This is a genomic window from Rothia sp. 11273D007AR (assembly GCF_053547255.1).
The window spans coordinates 101744-120486 of the sequence record NZ_JBPPWJ010000006.1 but is presented as its reverse complement, the minus strand read 5'-3'; the positions used below and the strand labels follow the sequence as shown (position 1 = coordinate 120486).

The following is an 18743-nucleotide window of genomic DNA, read 5'->3' as shown; positions in this document are numbered from 1 at the left end:
GAAGGCGGGGCGGGCGCGTCCTTGCGGGCTCTTAAACTACTTCTTCTTGTTGAGCTGGGCTGCCTGGGCGCCGAACTTCTCAAGCAGCTCGGGCATATCCATGGGTGCGGTGACTACCTCAATGAAAACCAGCTTGTCACGGTTCTCCTTAGCCACCCGGCAGGCCTCGTCGAACTCGCGAACCGTAGCAGCGCGTAGCGTGACGGTGTTAGAGTCTGTGCCGCCGAAGGCCGCCGGAATCTTCGACCAGTCGTAGGCGGTGATGTCGTTGTACTGGGCCTCGACGCCGTGAATCGACCGCTCGATGGTGTAGCCGTCGTTGTTGATCAAGAAGACCACCGGATTCACGCCCTCGCGGATAATGGTGCCAATCTCCTGAATCGTCAGCTGGGCGGAGCCGTCACCCACCATCAGCACGCCGCGGGAATCAGTATCGGCCATGGCCGCACCCAGCAGGGCCGGAATGGAGTAGCCGATAGAACCCCACAGGGGCATGCCGATAAAGCGAGAATCGCGCGGGAACTTACGGGTTGCCATGCCGAAGAAAGAGGTACCCATATCGACTACAACGGTGTTCTTCTCATCCAGGTTTGATGAGAGGACCCGCCACAGGGCGTCCTGGGTCAGGGCTTCGTCGGTGATCTCAGGTAGGGGTTCATCGGTGGTGGGTGCCTCAAAGGGGGTGCCCTTCAGGCCGAGCTCTAGGGACACCTCTTTAACGATGTTCAGGGCGCTGGCCATGGTGAGCGGGGCATAGTGGCGGCCGGCGATGCTGGTGCTCTCTGCCCCGATGTTAATGACCCGCCCAAAGTCTATCTGATGTGAGTATATGCCGGTTGTGGTATCTGTAAATTCCACACCAGCACAGACCAAAACCTCGGCATCTTCTACTACCGCACGGGTGTGTTCAGCCGACAGTCCACCCACGTAGATGCCCGCAAAGTTAGGCTTGGTTTCGTTCAGTACGGCCTTGCCCCACATGAGGGACGCGAAGGGGAACTTGGTTTCGGTTACCAGGGCGCGGACGTCCTGCACCGCCCCCAGACGCTCAGCCATGATATCTGCCAGCACCGTCACGCTCTTGCCGCGCATGAAGTCGGCGACGGCGTCCTTGAAAAGGGCCTCAATGTCGGGCGAGGAAACGTGGCTATCCACATCGAGCGGCTGGGCTGGTGGGGTAGCGGGCATAGTTGAAACATCAACCGGCAGCATCAGGTAGCCGGGCTTACGGTGGATGACGGCGGTGCGGATGACGCGGTCAATATCGGTCGCAGCGGTCGCCGGGTGCAGAGCCGCAACGGCGGCAGATACCTCGGACGCCATACGCATAAAATGCTTGAAATCCCCATCGCCCAGAGTGTGGTGCATACGCAGGTGAGAATTCTGGGCCGACAGGCTGGGTGCACCCACAATGTGAATCACGGGCACATTCTCAGCGTAAGAGCCGGCGGTTGCGTTGATAGCTGACAGCTCACCCACGCCGTAGGTAGTCACCAGGGCACCCAGGCCCTTAACGCGGGCGTAGCCGTCCGCCGCATACCCGGCGTTGAGTTCGTTGGCGTTACCCACCCAGTCCAGCTTTTCGTGCGCCAGTACATCGTCGAGGAAAAAGAGATTAAAGTCCCCGGGCACACCGAAAACCTTGTCTACGCCCAGCTCAGCCAGACGGTCGAGAATATAGTTACCCACGGTATAGGTCATCATTGACTCCTTGGTAGCAAACACGGCAGGTTGTGTGACCTGCGACATTCATAACTAGTGTAGTGGGTGGGGGTGGCTCCGGCATTAGGTAACGTGCACCGGGGATTTAGCCTGGCGTGCAGAATCACTGTATCTAGCGCGTGTGACCTTTGTTGAAAAGTTTCAGCACCCCCTTGCCTGGCTTTACTACTAGACTTGGGAAGAACGCTTTACCCCAGCGGCCACAAACAAGGAGAACGATGAGCTGGTTCGAAATTGCAATGCCTTTCACAGTGGGATTGCTGTACTTGTTTATTCCGGGGCTTTTGATGGCTGTCGCCTTGCGGGTGCGCGGATTTGACGCATTCGCTCTAGCACCCGTTCTCTCTGTCGGTGTAATTATGGTGGGTGCGACAGTTGCTCCCGCTATTGGTGTGACATGGGGCCCTGTTGTGCCGTTTGTGGCTGCCCTGGTAATCGCCGTAGTACTAGGCGGTTTAGGGTTCGCTGCCCACAAGCTTGGGATCTGGGACGCGCCGTCGCCCTATCGAGGGGGGCAAAATTTTAAGGCCCACAACCCTACTACTGCCAGTCTGGTTCAGAGCACCCCCTGGTACTCCAAGGAACAGGGACTCTACTGGCTAAGCGCTCTGGTAGGTGCTGCCTTCTTGATGCGAAATGTAACCAACGCCCTGGGGAGCCCCGAATGGATTTCTCAGACCTGGGATAACAACTTCCATCTCAACGCGGTACGTTACATCGAGAACACCGGTAGCGCTTCACCGCTTACCCTCGGTGCCATGACCGCAGGTGAAGGTGACTCAACCTTTTACCCAGGGGCCTGGCACGCTGTGGTATCACTTATTTTCATGGGGTCAGGTACTGATATTCCGGTAGCTACCAACACTATGGCTCTTTTAGTGTGCTCTGTGGTGTGGCCTTTAGGCATGGTTTTCATGTTGCGCCAGCTCCTTAACCTCAGTGCTCCTGCTGTGCTGGTGACCGGTGCACTGGCGGCGTCCTTCACCGCCTACCCTATACTGCTTCTAGACTTTGGTGTGCTCTACCCTAACCTGCTGGGTATCTCCCTGATTCCGCCGGTTATTGCTCTTATTGCGCAAGTCTTTCGTGTGGTGAGTATCCGACGATTAGCGACTGTTCAGGCAGTGTTGCTGGGGATTCCAGCTGGGCTTGCCCTCGCCCTTGCTCACCCCAATGCCCTGATGTCGGCTTTAGTTATGGCAATTCCTATTTTTGGCGCCCGGCTTTACGCTCAGTGGGCCGCTGCCTTTAGTCGGCGAGTCTCGTGGGCCAATGCCGGGGTTACCTCTGTAGGGATTACAGCTTTGCTTGCCACTATTTATGCCCTGTGGTTAGTAGTGCGTCCGCCGGAAGAAGCCGGTGAGATGTGGGGGCCTGTCCTGTCGCCTGCTCAGGCTATTGGTGAGTCTCTTGTCCAGGGTTCCATGGGGCAGGGAGCGCAGTGGCTACTCTTTACGTTGTTTGTAGTGGGTCTTTATGCACTGATGCGGATTAGGCGTGCCCCCCTGTGGATTTTCTTCTCATGGGTTGTGGTGACCTACTTCTATGTAGCTGCCCGTTCCCTGCCCTGGGAAGAAGGTCGCTACTTTGTGGTGGGCATCTGGTACCACGACTCTTTCCGTTTAGCTGCCCTTCTGCCCATTATGGCAATTCCCATGATGGCTCTGGGCGTTGACTGGCTAGTTGGAAAAATCCAGGACGTTCACGATTGGGCTGGTACGTTCAATTGGTCCCCCCGCACAGTGGTAACTGCACTCAGCGTGGCTACCCTCGGTGTGGTTGGCGTGATAGGTCAGACTTCTCAGCCTCTCGAAGATCAGGTACGAGCAAGCTACTTTGCCTACCAGCCCACCAATGACTCTCCGCTGCTTACTGAAGATGAACGTGCTGTGCTTGAAGCTCTTGATGATTATGTGCCTGAGGATTCAGAGATCGCCGTTCAGGCCTTTACGGGAGCACCCTTGGCTTACGCAATCGCTGATCGTAAGGTGACGGCTTACCACACCATCTACACGGCCGATGAAGAGACTGCGTACATTCAGCAAAACCTGAATAAAGCTCTCTACGACCAGCGGGTATGTCAGATTGCCGATAGTAATAACATCGACTTCTATCTAGATTTTGGTAAGAAAGAAGTGAACTCGGGTGACCATATTGGGTGGTACATGGGTTATGAAAACCTTCCTCAAACAGGTGTACTGCAGGAGGTCTACCGTTCAGGGGACGCTGTGCTTTATGAAATTGTGGCCTGCTCGTAACCGGTATGGGCTGAGTTTGTTGGCCGCACTATCTCACACTGTTCTTGCAGGGAAGTCATCTAAAGCTAACTGTTAGACTGGGTAGTATCTTTGCCCTGAGAACACGGGCGGACGGACCTCTGAGGAGAACCTTTGTCGATGAACCCCTCATCTGCTTCTGTTGGTGAACCGCGCACCCTCATCATCATGCCCGCATGGAATGAAGAGGAGGTCATCGGCGGCACTATCACTGAGCTTTACCACATGATGCCTGAAGTTGATCTTCTGGTGGTCAATGACGGTTCGACTGACCGCACCTCGGAAATTGCCCGTGAAGCTGGAGCTTTCGTGATTGATTTGCCCTACAACATGGGTATTGGCGGGGCTCTGCGTACCGGGTACAAATATGCCCGTCGAATGAACTACGACCGCGCAATTCAGGTAGATGCAGATGGGCAACATGACCCTAAGGGTATTCGTACTGTCCTTGCTGGTCTGGACGATGGCACTGATATCTCCATCGGCTCCCGCTTCGCTGAAGCTACTAACTATAAGGTGCGCGGACCCCGTAAATGGGCGATGGTTGTTTTGGCATTCCTATTTACGCGAATCTCAGGTGAAAAATTCACCGATGCGACCAGTGGTTTCCGTGCTGCTAACCGTCGTGCAATTGCTCAGTATTGCGAGCACCTGCCTGCGGAATATCTAGGTGACTGTATTGATGCTTGTGTCATGGCAATTCGTGCAGGGCTAACAGTCAAGCAGGTGCCGGTGGAGATGCGTGAACGTCAGGCTGGTACCCCTTCATCTAACCCGTGGAAGTCTGCGATTTACCTGGTCCGTTCATTCTTCTCATTTGCTATGTCGATGACCCGTTCTAAGACCTCAGTAGGGGGCAAGTAAAAATATGTCGATTAATGCATATATCTTCTTTTTGGTCTTTGCGGCAGTTATTGTACTGCTAGTCCTTGCGCAGGTGCGTAACCAGAATATGAAGGAAAAATACGCAGCTCTGTGGTTGATTGTTTCAGCCATTATTATTCTGCTGGTTATCTTCCCGCGCATGCTGTTCTTCTTCGCAGACCTTATTGGTATTGAGTCACCAGTAAACCTGCTCTTCTTGCTTTCAATCATCATGCTCATCGGTGTTTGCTTGCACCTCACCTCCGCTCTTTCCAAAATGGGTGAAGATGTGCGCGTACTAGCTGAAGAAGTCGCTATTATGCGCGCTATCCAAAATCAGCCTGATAATGAGCAGCACCAGCGTGCTGTGGAGCGCGCTAAGAATCTGCCTTCGGATAAGTAACCGACGCGAGGGTGCTATCGCAGAACAGATTTTCTGCTTGAAAGGACGTAACCGCATGACGGTTGACATTATGATCCCCTACTACGGCGACGTTCAGCAAATGAAAGATGCCGTATCGTCTGTGCTTCGACAGACTAGCCAGAATTGGCGGCTCGTAGTCGTTGATGACCGTTACCCTGACCCCACCATTCGCGAATGGCTAGAATCTATGGACGACCCCCGTATCGTCTATCTTCTTAATGAAGAAAACATGGGTTTGAACGCTAACTTCCGTCGCTGCGTTGAACTTGCTGCCAATGAGCTTACGGTCATTATGGGGTGCGACGACGTTCTTTTGCCCAACTACGTTGAGTGGGCGGAGCAAACAGCTCTAGCTCACCCCGAAGCTACTATTTTTCAGCCCGGCGTCGTGGTAATCGACGAACACGATGCCCTATCGAACACGTTGGTTGAGAAAACCAAGGCCTACTATCGGCCCAAGAGCTCAACCCTCATTTCAGGTGAAGATTTCGTCATGACCGTCCTTCGCGGTAACTGGCTATACTTCCCATCTCTAGCATGGCGTACCGATATGCTCAAGAAGCACAGCTTCCGTGAGGGGTACGACATTGTTCTAGACATGGGGTTGCTCCTCGATATCGCCTTTGATGGAGGAGCTCTTTACTATGATCAAACTCTTTCCTTTATGTACCGTCGTCACAGTGCTTCGTTTTCATCGGCGGGCGCTATCGACGGTATGCGGTTCGACGAAGAGCGACGCTTCTTCGCTGAGATGAAACAGCGTGCCAAGGAACGCGGGTGGTCCCGAGCGGCTCGTACTTCTGCTTTGCATCTTTCATCTCGTTTGCATGCTGCCACACTCTTACCGCGAGCTGGGGTAACTCAAAACTGGTCGGCTGCGTCTAAACTCCTTCACCATATGGTGCGTTAGACGTGTCTTCTGAAATTTCTCAGTCTGTTTCTGGCTCCGCCCCCAGCCGAGACAAGCCCCAAGCAACTATTAGCCGTAACGAGTCTTTAGCTTTGCTGATGGGTTCCCTGCTGGCAGCGGGATCATCTCTGCTGGTAACGGTCCTTGCTGCTCGCACACTTGCCCCCTCTCAGGCGAGCGAGTTCGTGGTTTTTTGGGGATTGCTTTTTGGTGTATACGGTGTTTTGACGGGTATTCAACAGGAAGTCACGAGAGCTGTAGGGTCTGCCCACCAGAACAAATCCCTACACGGTGTTCCTGTTCTACCTGTGGCCCTGCTGTTCGGAGCTGCCTGTGCTGTATTAGTAGTTGTGCTGGGTGTCTTGGAGGGGCCTGACCTCTTAGCGACCAATACGTGGAGTGCTTTTGGCATAGTAGCACTGGCGTCTATTCTGTACTCCGGTCAGAGCGCCATGATGGGGGCAGCTTCCGGCTCTCGGCGCTGGTACTTACTAGCGACTATTACAGGTGGGGACGCTTTGGCTCGTCTTCTCCTGTCTGGGTTAGTTGCACTGACCGTAGTTGATCTGGTGCCCTACTATGTAGCGGTTACCTTTCCCGTTATCGTGTGGGTTCTTCTTCTAGGGAGTAAAACTGGCAGAGCTGCCGCCGCCGAGAGAGCAGACATTCCTGCGCATATCCTCGTGCAAAAGCTGGGTTTTGCCGTAATTTCTTCTGCAGCTAACGCTGTTCTGGTCACGGGGTTTCCTGTGGTCTTACAGTTTGCTTCGTCGGAGGAAGAGCTGCGGAATGGGGCAGGGCTACTGGCAGCAGTAGTCTTTGCTATTACTGTAACCCGGTCCCCGATTATGATTCCTCTCCAGTCGTTTCAGGGGGTGGTGATTTCATCCTTCCTTAAACAGCAGCATCGACCGCTTCAAGCGCTGCGTAATCCCATCCTCATCCTCATGGGAGTAGGTATTCTTGGGGGCGTGCTGGCGTACCTGTTGGGGCCCTGGCTCTTTACTCTTATCTTTGGTAGCGCTTACGACGGTCTGCTTACAGGTATCTTCTTGGGAGCACTTACCTTTGCCTCAGCTTTTATGGCGCTGCTGATGATTACGGGAGCGGCAACTTTGGCTACTAACCATCACCGTGGTTACACGCTTGGGTGGGTTACAGCAGCAGCGGTTGCTATTTTGCTTGTTTTCGCGCCTGTGAGCCTGGAGGGAAGAACCCTTTTAGCTCTTTACCTTGGACCAGCAGCGGGAGCGCTGGTGCATTTTATCTCGCTCTACCTGGGGAGAAAACCAGCCGCTGTAGCTTAGACAGAGTGCGCTTCTAGACCTCGTCAGAGAAACCTCTGAGCACTATGGTAGACTGCCCAAGTTGCCCAGCCACCGGGTAACCACCACACCACAGAAAAGCAACATAGATGAATCGAACCAGCCACAGACACAAGCCCTTGGGTAGCTTCATTGAGCAACCCAAATTTAGGCCAGAAGTACAGGGACTCCGTTCCCTAGCGGTTCTTCTTGTGGTCATGTACCACGTCTGGTTTGGTAAAGTATCTGGCGGCGTTGACGTCTTCCTCTTTATTTCCGCCTTCCTGCTCTCCCTATCGTCCTTACGTAAGATTCAGGATGGCAAGCCCCTTAAGGTTGTCAGCTACTGGCTCCATGTCTTTCAGCGCCTACTGCCTGCCGCTGCAACTGTTATTGCGGCAACTTTGGTGGCCGCTTATTTCATCATCGCCCCCTCCCGCTGGGCATCCCTTTTAGCTGACGCCAAAGCAGCGCTCTTCTATTTCCTCAACTGGCGTCTGGCTTTCAACTCGGTGGACTACTACGCCCAAGACGCCACCCTCAAAACCCCCTTCCAGCATTTCTGGTCTCTCTCCATGCAGGGCCAAATCTTTATTCTCTGGCCCCTGCTGTTTGCTTTCGTGGCCTTTCTTGTGGGTTATCTGCGTCTGAAGGTTCTCCCCACCGCCCTATTTGTTTTTGGTACGGTCTTCGTTACCTCTCTTACCTTCTCCATTATCGAGACCTCTACCAACCAGTCCTTTGCCTACTTCGACACCCGCACCCGCCTCTGGGAGTTCGCAGCCGGCACCCTGCTCGCCATGCTCGTACTAGCCTGGCGAGTGCCGTCCTGGTTGAAGGTACCCATGGGTTGGGTGGGCGTTATCGGCCTTGTCACCTGCGGTTGGCTCCTGCCTGTTGAACGTGCCTTCCCCGGTTACCTGGCCCTCTGGCCCCTGCTATCGGGTGCTTTCGTCATCGCAGCGGGTCAAACTGGCTCCCGCCTGGGCGTAGACCGCCTTCTCTCAGCTAAACCTCTACAGAAGATGGGGGCAATTTCCTACTGCCTTTACCTGGTGCACTGGCCCATTCTCATCCTGTACACCACCTCTATTGGGGAGCCTAAAGCTGGCTGGCTTGACGGAACTCTGGTTATTCTCTCCTCTATCGCGGTAGCGTGGCTCCTGCACAACGTTGTTGAGAAGCCTCTGCGTGCCTGGGAGAAGAAGCCCAGCCGCCGCGCCCTGCGCCACGCAAAGCGTAGCGAGGCTCCGTGGAACCGTAAAAAGCAGGACGCCCGTGGTGCCTGGGTGCGCCCGGTAGCCATTATCGCGACCTGCCTGGCCCTTATCGGAGGGAGCGTATCTGCTGGTCAGGCTTGGGTACGTCAGCAGCAAGATCGAGCAGAAGAGCTTGCCCTTCTTGCCGGTACTGACGCCTACCCTGGAGCCCTAGCTGCCGGTAGTAATCAGCGGTACCGCGATATGCCTATCCCCCAGGGCGATAGTGTAAGTCAGTTCGATAACCTCAGTGAGCCCTGCACCGCCTATAACGCGACAGTTAACGTAAGTCTTGCGGAGTACTGCACTACCGACCACTGGGGTGGATCTGATGCCCCCCTCACCATCGTGGTGGGTGACTCGCACGCGGAGCAAGCTATCTCGATGTACCGACCCATCGCTGAGGCTAACGGGCAGAATATGATGGCCTTCCTTATGGGTGGCTGCAAGTTCCCCACTCAACCTGAAGGCTGGGAGGAGTGTGCTGCTTTCAACCGCGATGTTACTCAAGAGATTATTGACTTGCGCCCTGCTAACGTTCTAGTTATTTCCACCGCGGCTAGCGCTACTAGCGCTGATGAGGTTCCTATTAATGAGCTGGCCCCTGTAGTAGATCGTTTTACAGAAGCAGGAATCAACGTAATTGCGCTGCGGGATAACCCACGCTATGACTACAACATGTATGTGTGCGGCCAGGTTAATCTGCGCAATCTTTCTAACTGCTCTATGCAAGTTAGTGAGAAGCTAGCACCGGTTAATCCCTCACTCGGGTTGGCAGAGTTTAATCCTCGTGTTTATACCGTAGACCTAACCGAGCAAATCTGCCCCAACGGTACCTGCCGACCGGTCGAAGGAAATGTCTTTATTTACATCGACGACAACCATATTTCGAAGGCATACGGTTCGACCATGTCGGTAGAGATGGAAAGCCAGCTCCTTACCCAGGGCTGGGACCCCTCTGCTCCTAACCCGACGGACGAATAACCACCATACGAAATACGGGCGCCCCGGCTTTGACCGGCCGGGGCGCCCGCGCATACGCTCAGGGTACTACCGTACGCACATACGCCGGGCAGGGCTAGCCGAGCCGGGCGTCCGCACCCCTGCAGGAAAACTATGACCGCACCCGCAACCCCGCAAAAACGCCCGCGGAAGGCCGCGCTGGCCTCCTGGATCGGTTCTGCCCTTGAGTACTACGATTTCGCGGTTTTTGGCACAGCCGCAGCCCTGGTGCTTAACCGTATTTTCTTCCCCGAAGACTCCGACGCCGCTGGCATCCTCAAATCCATGATGGTGCTGGGCGTCGCCTACGTGGTTCGCCCCTTTGGCGCCATGCTGATGGGCCCGCTGGGCGACAGATTCGGACGCCGTTTTGTGCTGATGCTGACCCTCTTCATGATGGGCGGGGCCACCCTCGCCATTGGCTGCCTGCCCACCTACGACCAGGTGGGGCTGCTTGCCCCCGCCCTGCTGGTGCTCTGCCGGGTCTTCCAGGGGCTATCGGCGTCGGGTGAGCAGGCGTCCGCTATCTCAATGTCGCTGGAACACGCCCACAACCACCAGCGGGCCTTCACCACCTCCTGGACTCTCCACGGCACCCAGTTCGGCTCCCTGCTCGCAACAGCGGTCTTCCTGCCTTTTGCCGCCCTACCCGAAGAAGATCTGCTCAGCTGGGGCTGGCGCGTACCCTTCTGGCTCTCAGCTTTCGTACTGGTGGCTGCCTGGCTGATTCGCCGTCGCCTTGAAGAGGCCCCCTCCTTCGTTGAAACCCAGGCGCAGCAGGTAATTGACCCGGCCCGTCGTAAGGCACCTCTAGCTGTTGTTTTCACCCGCCACAAGCGGGCGGTCGCGGTAGTGGCCCTGTGCGCCATGGTCAATACCGTGAACATGGTCTTCACAACCTTCTCAATCTCTTTTGCCACCAAGGGGCACGGAATTGATTCGGGCATTATGCTCTGGGTGCCTATCGCCTCTAACGGCCTGAGCCTGCTCGCTATCCCGCTCTGGGCTACGGTCGCCGACCGGGTCGGCCGCAAACCCATCTTTGCTACCGGCGCCCTGGTTGCTGGCGGTCTGATGTTCCCCTACCTGCACGCCATCACAAGCGGCAACATTGTTCTCGTATTCGTGTTTGGTGTGCTCATGCACGGGGCTTTCTATTCCATGGCCAACGGTATCTGGCCCTCCTTCTACGCTGAAATGTTCCCCACTCGGGTGCGGGTGACCGGCCTGGCCCTGGGCACCCAGATTGGTTTTGCCCTGTCGGGTGGTATCGCTCCTGCAGCCGCAACGGCTCTTGCCGGGGACGATTTTGGCAACTGGGTAGGCCCCGCCGCCTTTACTCTGGGCATGGCTGCCCTGGCAGCTACGGCCGCTTTAACTGCTCGAGAGACCGGGAAGCTCTCCTTGGCCGAGGTCGATCGGGTGCAGGAGCGCTAGTTTTTCTGAGGGTAAGGACGTGCCCGCCCCGGCTTCTGTGAGCCGGGGCGGGCACGTCCTTGTTAAGGGAGTTTGAGGTAACCCTACTTGCTTGCGAGCTTGGCTTCGATGGCCTTGCGGAGGGCCTGTGCTCCTTCGACCCAGGCGTCGAAGTCGCCGTTACCCTCAATATCGGGCAGGGTGCCAGCTTCGAGACGGGCTGCGCGGAAGGCGCGGGCAATATCGTTCACTGAAGCCCCGTGCTTCTTCTTCATCTCGTACACGAAGGTGATACCCGCGTGGTTGATCATGCGGTTAGCTGCGCGGGTTGCGATGATTTCGCTACGCAGGGGGTGCTCGTCGAAATATGGGCCAAACTTCTCGGTAGCAGGAGCAGGGAAGTAGTCAGCCAGGACGTCGCTGAGGTCGAGGTCGGGCTCATCAGCGTAGCCGCTGTCAACGAGCGCTGCGGTGAGGTCGATCTTTGCGTAGGCGGTGAGTACCGAGAGTTCGGGGCTGGTGAGGGGGACGTGCGCTTCTGCCCGGTCTGCCAGGTCGGCATCTGAGGGGAGCAGTTCAACCTCGCGGTCAAGATGCACGGTCTCGGTGAGGTAGTCCATGAACTCGCCTGCGATGTCGTTGGTGTTGAAGGCTTCGGTGCGTTCTGCCTGCAGGAGCACGTTCTGCTCCAGGTTGGACCGCAGCACGCGACGGCCTACTTCTTCGACCTGTTCAGCGATGAAGTCGGCACGGTCGCCCTCGTTGAGCTGGCCGGCTTCAATGGCGCGACCCATGAGAATCTTGAGGTTGACTTCGCGGTCTGAGGTCTCAACGCCGGCAGAGTTGTCGATGGCATCGGTGTTGACCAGGATGCCGCCCGCTGCTGCCTCGATACGGGCTCGCTGGGTGAGACCCAGGTTGCCGCCTTCGGCGATGACGCGTACTCGCAGCTCGGGTGCGGTGATACGGAGCTTGTCGTTGGTGGAGTCACCAACCTGGCTGTTGCTTTCTTCGGTGGAGCGCACGTAGGTGCCGGTTCCGCCGGTGTAGAGCAGGTCTACGGGGGCCTTAAGCAGGGCGGTAATGAGCTGGTCGCCGCTCATAGTTTCGGCGGTGTCGTCAAGGCCGAGAGCCTCGCGCATCTGAGGGGTGACCTCGATGGCCTTGTCTTTGCGGGAGTAAACGCCGCCGCCCTCTGAAATCAATTCGGGCTTGTAGTCGGTCCAGTAGGCGCGGGGCAGGTTGAAGAGGCGCTGACGCTCAGCAAAAGAAGCAGCTGCATCGGGGTTGGGGTCGATGAAGATGTGGCGGGAGTCGAAGGCGCCAATCAGGCGGATGTGCTCTGAGAGCAGGGCGCCGTTGCCGAACACATCGCCGGCCATGCCGCCGATACCAACCATAGTGAAGTCTTCAGCCTGAGAATCGTGCCCCAGGGCAGCGAAGTGGCGCTTGACAGATTCCCAGGCGCCGCGGGCGGTAATACCCATTTCCTTGTGGTCGAAGCCGACTGAGCCGCCGGAGGCAAAAGCATCGCCCAGCCAGAAGCCGCGGTCTAGAGAGATGCTATTAGCGATGTCTGAGAAGGTGGCAGTGCCCTTATCGGCGGCAACGACCAGGTAGTGGTCGTCCTCATCGAGGGCTACCACCGCGTCGGGGCGCACGATGGTGTGCTGGCCGTTGTTAGTCACCAGGTTATCAGTGACATCGAGCAGGGAAGAGATGAAGAGCTTGTAGGCAGCCACACCCATCTCGTTGTACTTATCCTGCTCAGCATCGCGGTCGGGCAGGTTCTTGGGAACAAAGCCGCCCTTGGAGCCGGTGGGGATAATGACGGCATTCTTGGTGACCTGAGCCTTAACCAGACCGAGCACCTCGGTGCGGAAGTCCTCGGGGCGGTCGCTCCAGCGCAGACCACCGCGAGCAACCTTGCCAAAGCGCAGGTGCACGCCTTCGAGGGCTTCACCTTCGACAAAGATTTCAAAGAGCGGCTTGGGGAGGGGGGCAAAAGAAACGTCGCGGGTTGAAATTTTTAGGGCGATGGTTTCTTTGCCCTGGTAGGCGTTGGTGCGCACGGTTGCGAGGACGACCTCAAGCAGCTTGGTAAAGAAATCCTGGGTTTCGTCGTCCAGCTTTTCGATATCGGTGCGCACCTCTTCAGCCGCTGTGCGCTGGGAGGTGCGGCGGGCGTCCGCGTCCTTGTCGAGGGCGGGGTCGAAGCCGGTGCTGAAAATGTCGGCGATGCTGTCGGCAAGATCGGGATTGTTAGCAAGGGCCTGGGACATGAAGTCTGCGCTGAAGTCGGCTCCGAGCTGTAGGAGATAGCGGGAATAGGCGTGCAGAACCTTGGCTGAGAGAGCTGAAGTAGTAGTGGCTGACATCATCTGCCCTTCTGATTGGGAGGGGGCGCTGGCGCCCGGTGGAAATTCCAGCATAAGATGTGGGGAAGAAACCTGGCGATAGTGTTTTTGCAATGTGAGACTGTATGTCTCGCATGTGAAGAGCTAGCGGGTGCTTGCTCCTTCCAGGGTGTTACGGTTCACTCCCACCGTCTTCCCGACTACTATGTAAATGGAGCGCAGACCTGCGCACACAGATATCACAACGGAGTGACATCCGCCCAGCGAAAGGCAAACCCTTGCTCACGAACGATCGTTCAGCCCACTGGTCCGGCAGCGAAGACTGGATCAACGAATACTACCGTCACAGCTCAGCTGACGAGCTCGAAGGTCTGAGTGACCAGCAGCTTACCAACCTCGCCCAGGCCCATCGTGCCCTGGCAGAGCAGCGGGAAGCCGGTGAAGCCCTGATCTCGGTGAGCAATGACGACGCTGGCAGCACTCTCTACATCGTTGTAGACGACACCAGCTTCTTAGTCTCATCTATTACCGCCCAAATCGCCGCAAACTGGGGCGGTATCTCGGGTCTTATCCACCCCACCTTCGTTGTAGAGCGCGACCAGAGCGGCCGCCTGGTCAATATCACCGGCACCGGCTTTAAGCAGCCCGTAGCAAGCGGTGACACCGTCTCTATGCCCATTCTGCGCGACGCTGCTGGCGGCAATATCGGTGCCGGGGCCACCATCGAGTCGTGGATTGCCGTCCGCCTCACCTCCCGCGTTGAAGGCGAGAGCGTCGCCCGCCTCGAGCAGGAAATCCGCTCCATTCTGATCGACGTGCGCCGAGCTGCCCGTGACAACGACGCCATGGCAGCCCGCACCCTCGACATCGCAGAAAAACTGGGTGAACTGGCAGATGTAACCCTGGGCGGCGCTGCCCACTACACCGGTTCCATCAACTCCGATGCCGACCCCATGACCCGCATCGAATCGGTCCAGGAATTCCTGCGCTGGCTTACCCGCGGCAACTTCCTCTTCATGGGCATTAAGGAACGCGACCTTTCAGGCCGCTCCGGTGACCTGCTGCTGACCGACCGTGACGGCTCTGGCCTGGGTATTCTTGCCGATACCGGAGAAGGTGACCCCATCGTCCTCACCGGCCTGGGCCTCGAAAACGCTCGTGATCCCAAGCCCCTCTACATCACCAAGGCCAACTCCCGCTCCACCGTGCACCGCCACGAGTACCTGGACTACATCGGCGTGCGTGACTTTGACCGCTCTGGCAAGATTGTGGGCGAATACGTCATTCTGGGTCTCTTCTCCCGCCAGGCGTACTCTCTGCCCGCCGTTGAAACCCCCATCGTGCGTGAGCGCGTAGCTATTATGCGCCGCCACCTGGGCTACCAGCCGGGCTCCCACTCCGACAAGACCCTGGCCGGTATCATCGAGGACTACCCCCGTCTCGAACTTCTCCACGCCGACCTGCAGGAACTGACCGACACCTTCCGCGGCATCATGGGTCTGGAAGAGCGCCGTACCACTCGCCTCTTCCTGCGTCCGGATGCCTTCGGCCGCTTTGTATCCGCCACCGTCTTCCTGCCTCGCGACCGCTACAACACTCTTGTGCGTCAGCGCCTTGAGGCTGTCTTCCACGAGTTCATCGACATTGAAAGCCTAGACTTCGAGGTCTACCTTTCCACCTCGTCTCTGGCTCGTATTTTCTTCCGCCTGCGCCTGGCCACCCCCAATATCATTCCTGCCCTGGACTCCAAGGCGATCGAGCGCCGCTTGCAAGAAGCTACCCGCTCCTGGGGCGAGGCAACCGCCGCTGCCGTTGAGACAGCAGCCGCCGGCGAAGGCTTGAGTGCCGAGGACGGCCGTGCAGCCGCCTCAGCCTGGTCTGAGGCTGTGCCCATGACCTACCGCGCCGACTACGAGGTCGAAAACGCCGTTGAAGATATCAACATCTTCGAATCGCTCAGCGATGAGCAGCCGGCCGCTATCCGCATGGGGGAGCGCCAGGGTCGCACCCGCATTAAGACCTACCTGGCTAGCGCCCACACCCTCACCGAACTGCTACCCGTGATGCAGAACATGGGCCTGGTCGTTATCGACCAGAAGCCCTACGACATCACCCCGGCAGACGGCCGCAGCTTCTCCCTCTACGATTTCGGCGTTGAACTGCCCGAAGGCATCGAAGCGGAGAAGGTCGCTGCCCTCTACGAGGACGCCCTCAACGCCTACCTGCTGGGCAAGCGCGAGTCCGACAGCCTCGACCGCCTGATTCTGGCAGAAGGCCTGACCTGGGAACAGGTCCGTGTGCTGCGCGCCTACACCCACTACCTGGTGCAGCTGGGCCAGGTCTACACCGCCGAATTCATGTCTGACACCCTGCTGGCCTACCCGCAGGCAACCGGTCTGCTGGCACGCTACTTCGAGGTCAGCTTCGACCCCGACGCTCAGTTCGAAAGCGATGAGCAGCGCGAGGACGCCCGTGAGCAGGTCTGGCGCGAACTGAGCAGTGTGCTCGACGCCATCCCCACCCTCGACGTGGACCGTTTCATGCGCTCCCTGGCCGCCGTTATGAAGGCGACCCTGCGCACCAACGCATACCTGGACCGTCCGGCCCTGGCTCTCAAGGTGGCACCCGGCCAGATTGACTTTGCGCCCCTGCCCCGCCCCACCTTCGAAATCTTCGTCTACTCACCCCGCGTTGAGGGCGTGCACCTGCGCTTTGGCTCCGTTGCCCGCGGTGGCCTGCGCTGGTCTGACCGCCGCGAAGACTTCCGCACCGAGGTGCTCGGTCTGGTCAAGGCCCAGATGGTCAAGAACGCCGTCATTATCCCCACCGGCGCCAAGGGCGGCTTCTACCCCAAGCAGCTCCCCAACCCGGCCCTCGACCGAGACGCCTGGATCACCGAAGGTCGGGAGTCCTACAAGGTTTTCATCGCCTCCCTGCTCGACGTCACCGACAACCTGGCTATCGAAGCCGACGGTAGCGAAACCGTCGTGCACAACCCCCGCGTTATCGCCCGCGACGGCGACGACTACTACCTGGTTGTAGCTGCCGACAAGGGCACCGCATCCTTCTCAGACACCGCGAACGCCATCAGCGCAGACTACGGCTTCTGGCTGGGTGATGCCTTCGCCTCCGGCGGCTCCGTGGGCTACGACCACAAGGCTATGGGCATCACCGCCCGCGGCGCCTGGGAATCCGTCAAGCGCCACTTTGCTGAGCTAGGCATCGACTGCCAGACCGAAGAATTCACCGCCGTCGGCATCGGCGATATGAGCGGCGACGTCTTCGGTAACGGCCTCATGCGCTCCCGCGCCACCCGACTGGTTGCCGCCTTCGACCACCGCGACATCTTCCTCGACCCCAACCCCAACGCCGAGGTCGCCTTCGACGAGCGCGTACGCCTCTACAACCTGCCCCGCTCGTCCTGGCAGGACTACAACCCCGAGCTCATCTCAGCCGGTGGTGGCGTCTACTCGCGCGGCGCTAAGTCAATCCCGATCTCTGATCAGGTACGCGAAGTGCTAGGCCTAGACGAAGACGTCACCGAGATGGCCCCGCCCGAACTGCTCTCCGCCATCCTCAAGGCCCCCGTCGACCTGCTCTACAACGGTGGTATCGGTACCTACGTCAAGGGCTTCACCGAGACCCACGCTGCCGTAGGTGACAAGGCCAACGACGCCATCCGCGTCAACGGCCGCGACCTGCGCGCTCGCATCGTGGGTGAGGGCGGCAACCTGGGCTTCACCCAGCTGGGTCGTATTGAAGCTGCCCGAGCTGGCATCCTCATCAATACCGATGCCATCGATAACTCCGCCGGTGTTGAGACCTCAGACCGCGAGGTCAACATCAAGATTCTGGTTGATCGCCTGGTCACCGCTGGTGAGCTCTCTGCCGAAGAACGGGCAGGCTTTATCGAAGCCCAGCGCGAGGACGTCGGTGCTCAGGTGCTGCGCACCAACGTTGAGCAGAACGTGCTGCTGCAGGCAGAACGCCACGGTGTAATTCCCGGGGTCGAGGCCTACATCCGCCTGATTCACGACCTCGAAGAGAACGCCGGTCTCAACCGCGAGGTGGAATTCCTGCCGACCGATCAGGAAATCCGCGAACGCTACGAAGCCACCGGTGAAACCCTCAACGGGCCTGAGCTGGCTGTTCTTGCTGCCTACGTGAAGATTCACCTCACCGCAGAGCTTGAGAAGACCGACCTGGCAGACGACCCCTACCTGGCCCGTGTGCTTACCGAGTACTTCCCGCCCGCCCTGGTTGAACGCTTCGGTGAGCACCTAGAATCTCACCCCCTGCGCAAGCAGATTATCTGCACCCGTGTAGCCAATGAGATGGTCAATCTGGGTGGCATCACCCATGTCTTCCGCGCAGTGGAAGAAACCGGTATGAGGGTAGACGCCCTGGCACGAGCCTTCTACGTTTCACGTGAAACATTTGGCATTGGCAACTCAGCACGGTTGCATCGCGAGCTTCCTGCCTCTGTTCCCCTGGAAGGCTGGCAGGCTGTTATCAAGGACTGGCAGCGCGTGCTCGACCGCCTGGCTCGCTGGTTTGCGGCCGAACGTTCGGTGGTTGTGGGCACGCCCATCGCCGAGATGGTTGAGCGCTTCAAGCCCGTTGCAGAGCTCATTCCTTCACTCAAGGATTACTTCTCAGAAGATACTCGTGCCCGAGTTCGAGCCATGCGTGACCAGGCTGAAGAGTGGGGTCTGCCTGAGGAACTCATCGTCAACTGGATTCGTGAGTTCGAAGCCTTCGCCCTCATGGACGTGGTTCGCATTGCCGAAGCTCACGGCCTCTCCACCGAACAGGTTGCCCGTGTCTACTACTCGGTTTACGACCGCTTCCAGGTAGACCTGCTGCTGACCACTATCTCCAAGCTGCCGCGTAATGACCGCTGGGAGACCCTGGCTCGTTCCTCCCTGCGCGATGACCTCTACGAGATCGCAGCCTCCCTGGCGCTCAACGTCGTCCAGGAGGTCGGCGAAGGCGTTGCCGCTGGAACCGAGAGCGGCGACGCTGCCCTGGCTCGCTGGGTAGAGAACCACCCTGTCCGCATGGGCCGTGTGGACTCCATGCTGGCTGAGATTCAGGACGCCGCCCCCGGCGCCGACGGCCGCCCCCGCCTGGCCGTCCTGCAGGTAGCCCTGCGCACCCTGCGCGGCGCCGTGAGCTAGAAGGGCTAGCCCAGGGAATCTGATGCCCC

At 58.0% G+C, this 18743-nt stretch carries 10 protein-coding genes; 8 read left to right on the top strand and 2 right to left on the bottom strand.

Annotated elements, in window-relative coordinates; genetic code table 11:
• Window positions 1-36: 36 nt before the first annotated feature.
• On the bottom strand, window positions 37-1704 hold the full coding sequence (locus ACED88_RS04785) for an alpha-keto acid decarboxylase family protein (protein WP_449108893.1): 1668 nt from the start codon (window positions 1702-1704) through the stop codon (window positions 37-39).
• A gap of 170 nt (window positions 1705-1874) precedes the next feature.
• On the opposite strand from ACED88_RS04785, the gene ACED88_RS04780 reads away from it, so the two are divergent.
• The 7 genes from ACED88_RS04780 (at window position 1875) to ACED88_RS04750 (ending at window position 11198) form a co-directional block, all read left to right on the top strand.
• Window positions 1875-3980, top strand: a complete 2106-nt coding sequence (locus tag ACED88_RS04780; RefSeq protein ID WP_449108892.1) for a DUF6541 family protein — start codon at window positions 1875-1877, stop codon at window positions 3978-3980.
• A 138-nt stretch (window positions 3981-4118) separates the two neighbouring features.
• A complete protein-coding gene (locus ACED88_RS04775) occupies window positions 4119-4862 on the top strand; it encodes a glycosyltransferase family 2 protein (RefSeq protein WP_449108891.1) in 744 nt (247 codons plus the stop codon).
• Window positions 4863-4866: 4 nt separating this feature from the next.
• Window positions 4867-5265: a DUF2304 domain-containing protein gene (locus tag ACED88_RS04770; protein WP_449108890.1), complete on the top strand. Its 399-nt coding sequence runs from the start codon at window positions 4867-4869 to the stop codon at window positions 5263-5265.
• Window positions 5266-5320: 55 nt separating this feature from the next.
• Window positions 5321-6196 carry a glycosyltransferase family 2 protein gene (locus ACED88_RS04765; RefSeq protein ID WP_449108889.1) on the top strand — a complete coding sequence of 292 codons (876 nt, stop codon included), beginning with the start codon at window positions 5321-5323 and terminating at the stop codon, window positions 6194-6196.
• 2 nt (window positions 6197-6198) lie between these two features.
• Window positions 6199-7503 carry a hypothetical protein gene (locus ACED88_RS04760; RefSeq protein WP_449108888.1) on the top strand — a complete coding sequence of 435 codons (1305 nt, stop codon included), beginning with the start codon at window positions 6199-6201 and terminating at the stop codon, window positions 7501-7503.
• A gap of 107 nt (window positions 7504-7610) precedes the next feature.
• Entirely contained in the window at window positions 7611-9743 is a 2133-nt protein-coding gene (locus tag ACED88_RS04755) for an acyltransferase family protein (RefSeq protein ID WP_449108887.1), read from the top strand.
• A gap of 132 nt (window positions 9744-9875) precedes the next feature.
• Window positions 9876-11198, top strand: coding sequence for an MFS transporter (locus tag ACED88_RS04750; protein ID WP_449108886.1), 1323 nt, complete (start codon window positions 9876-9878; stop codon window positions 11196-11198).
• An 83-nt stretch (window positions 11199-11281) separates the two neighbouring features.
• On the opposite strand, the gene ACED88_RS04745 is transcribed toward ACED88_RS04750, so the two are convergent.
• Window positions 11282-13558 (bottom strand): NAD-glutamate dehydrogenase domain-containing protein, encoded by a 2277-nt coding sequence (locus ACED88_RS04745; RefSeq protein WP_449108885.1) that lies wholly within the window; start codon window positions 13556-13558, stop codon window positions 11282-11284.
• 254 nt (window positions 13559-13812) lie between these two features.
• Here ACED88_RS04745 and ACED88_RS04740 point away from each other — a divergent pair, with 254 nt between their 5' ends.
• Complete coding sequence (locus ACED88_RS04740) at window positions 13813-18714, top strand: NAD-glutamate dehydrogenase (RefSeq protein ID WP_449108884.1); 4902 nt, start codon at window positions 13813-13815, stop codon at window positions 18712-18714.
• Window positions 18715-18743: the final 29 nt, after the last annotated feature.

What these genes read in the sequence shown, in the direction of transcription:
- ACED88_RS04765 (WP_449108889.1), top strand. Translation starts at nt 5,321, where the DNA reads ATGACGGTTGACATTATGATCCCCTACTACGGCGACGTTCAGCAAATG.
- ACED88_RS04775 (WP_449108891.1), top strand. Translation starts at nt 4,119, where the DNA reads ATGAACCCCTCATCTGCTTCTGTTGGTGAACCGCGCACCCTCATCATC.
- ACED88_RS04770 (WP_449108890.1), top strand. Translation starts at nt 4,867, where the DNA reads ATGTCGATTAATGCATATATCTTCTTTTTGGTCTTTGCGGCAGTTATT.
- ACED88_RS04750 (WP_449108886.1), top strand. Translation starts at nt 9,876, where the DNA reads ATGACCGCACCCGCAACCCCGCAAAAACGCCCGCGGAAGGCCGCGCTG.
- ACED88_RS04745 (WP_449108885.1), bottom strand. Translation starts at nt 13,558, where the DNA reads ATGATGTCAGCCACTACTACTTCAGCTCTCTCAGCCAAGGTTCTGCAC.
- ACED88_RS04755 (WP_449108887.1), top strand. Translation starts at nt 7,611, where the DNA reads ATGAATCGAACCAGCCACAGACACAAGCCCTTGGGTAGCTTCATTGAG.
- ACED88_RS04785 (WP_449108893.1), bottom strand. Translation starts at nt 1,704, where the DNA reads ATGATGACCTATACCGTGGGTAACTATATTCTCGACCGTCTGGCTGAG.